At 71.2% G+C, this 1,700-nt stretch carries 2 protein-coding genes; one reads left to right on the forward strand and one right to left on the reverse strand.

The annotated features are described in order from the left end of the window. Positions 1 to 911 (reverse strand): acyl-CoA dehydrogenase family protein (locus AC27VN_RS40735; RefSeq protein ID WP_490880401.1); only part of this gene is annotated, 911 nt, incomplete at its 3' end. A gap of 284 nt (positions 912 to 1,195) precedes the next feature. Between AC27VN_RS40735 and msuE the strand changes: the two genes are divergently transcribed. Next, a partial coding sequence (gene msuE, locus AC27VN_RS40740; protein WP_490880402.1) for an FMN reductase occupies positions 1,196 to 1,700 on the forward strand: 505 nt, incomplete at its 3' end.

Raw genomic sequence — 1,700 nt, forward strand, 5'->3', positions numbered from 1 at the left:
AGCACGATCGCGCTCGCGCCATAGGCCGCGCTGCGGCCGCGGCCCACCACCTGCAGGATCTGCGGATCGTCGGACACGCGCGCGGCATTGCCGTGGCTGTAGCTGCGGTCGCGCTCGCGCACGCGCTGCGCGAGGTCGTCGCTCGAGGCGCGCGCGATGCCGGCCAGCGAGGCCAGGTGCACGGTCTGGAAGTAGGGCGAGGCGTAGGGAAAGCGCAGCTTGCTCGGATTGACCCACAGCGGATCGATCGCCACGTCCTCGAAGGTGGCGGTGCCGCTCGCGGTGAGCGCCTGACCGAAGCCGTCCCAGTCGTCGAGCACCTGCACGCCCGCGGCCTGGCGCGGCACCGAGATCATCGTGGGCTGGCCTTCGTCGTCGTCGGCCACGGCATTGATCCAGTCGGCGAACAGCGAACCGGTGGTGTAGAACTTGCGCCCGTCGAGCCGCAGCCCGCGCGGCGTGGCGCGCAGCCGGGTCGAGAAGGCGCCGACCTTGGCGTCGCCGGTCTCCGAGAAGCCCGAGCCCACGAGCTCGCCCGCGGCGAGCCGCTCGAGCCAGTGCGTGCGCCACGGCGACTCGGGCGCGAGCAGCACGTCCTCGGTGAAGCCGAAGTGCGCGCGCAGGGCATTGACCACGTTGGTGTCGGCCGCGCCGAGCTCGGTCAGCAGCGCGAACAGCTCGACCAGACTGGCATCGGCGCCGCCGCGTTCGACCGGCAGGCGCAGCCGCGCGAAGCCGGCCTCGCGCAGCCAGCCGATCTCCTCGTGCGGCAGCTGGTGCGCGAGGTCGCGCGCCACCGCGCCCTCGCGGATGCGCGCGAACACGGCGCGGAACGGCCGCGCGAGTTCGTCGTAGCGCGCGCTGGGCGGTGCGCCCCAGGGATGATCGATGGCGGAGGTGGGGAGCGTCATGCGGGGGAAGAGAGAAGAGGGGGAGGGGGAAGGCCGGCGCGATTCTGGGACGCGCATCGGCCGCGCGGAACGAACGATTGCGCACATCCATATGCGGCCCATATGCGGCTTCTCCCATGGCCGCCGCGCATGCCAGCCATGCGCGCGGCGCACCCCGTGCGGCGCATAGACGAAGTTCGCAGAAGCACATGCGAAAGTCGAGGTTCACGCGCCGCACACGGCGCGCAGAATGGCCGCAGCCCTAGTCTGCACACGCGCAGCCCGCCGGCCGCGCCATCCATCCCATGCCCCAAACCCCCCTCAAGATCGTCGCCCTGTCCGGCGGCCTGCAACGCCCCTCGCGCACCCTGGTGCTGGTCGAGGAGCTGATCGAAGGCATCGCCCAGGCGATCCCGGTCGAGAGCCGCGTGATCGAGATCGGCAACCTGGTGCCGCAGTTCGGCGCGGTGCTCTACCGCCCGCAACTGCCGGCCGCGGTCGAGGAAGCCCTCGTGGCCCTCGAGTCGGCCGACCTGGTGATCGCCGCCAGCCCCGTGTTCCGCGGCGCCTACAGCGGCCTGTTCAAGCACTTCCTCGACTTCGTGCACCACGATGCGCTGATCGACAAGCCGGTGCTGCTGGCCGCGACCGGCGGCAGCGAGCGCCATGCGCTGGTGATCGATCACCAACTGCGGCCGCTGTTCAGCTTCTTCCAGTCGCACACGCTGCCGATCGGCGTCTACGCCACCGACCGCGATTTCGAGAACTACCAGGTGCGCAGCGAACTGCTGCGCGCGCGCATCGCGCTGG

Source organism: Variovorax sp. 20P10.2.4 (assembly GCF_058244205.1).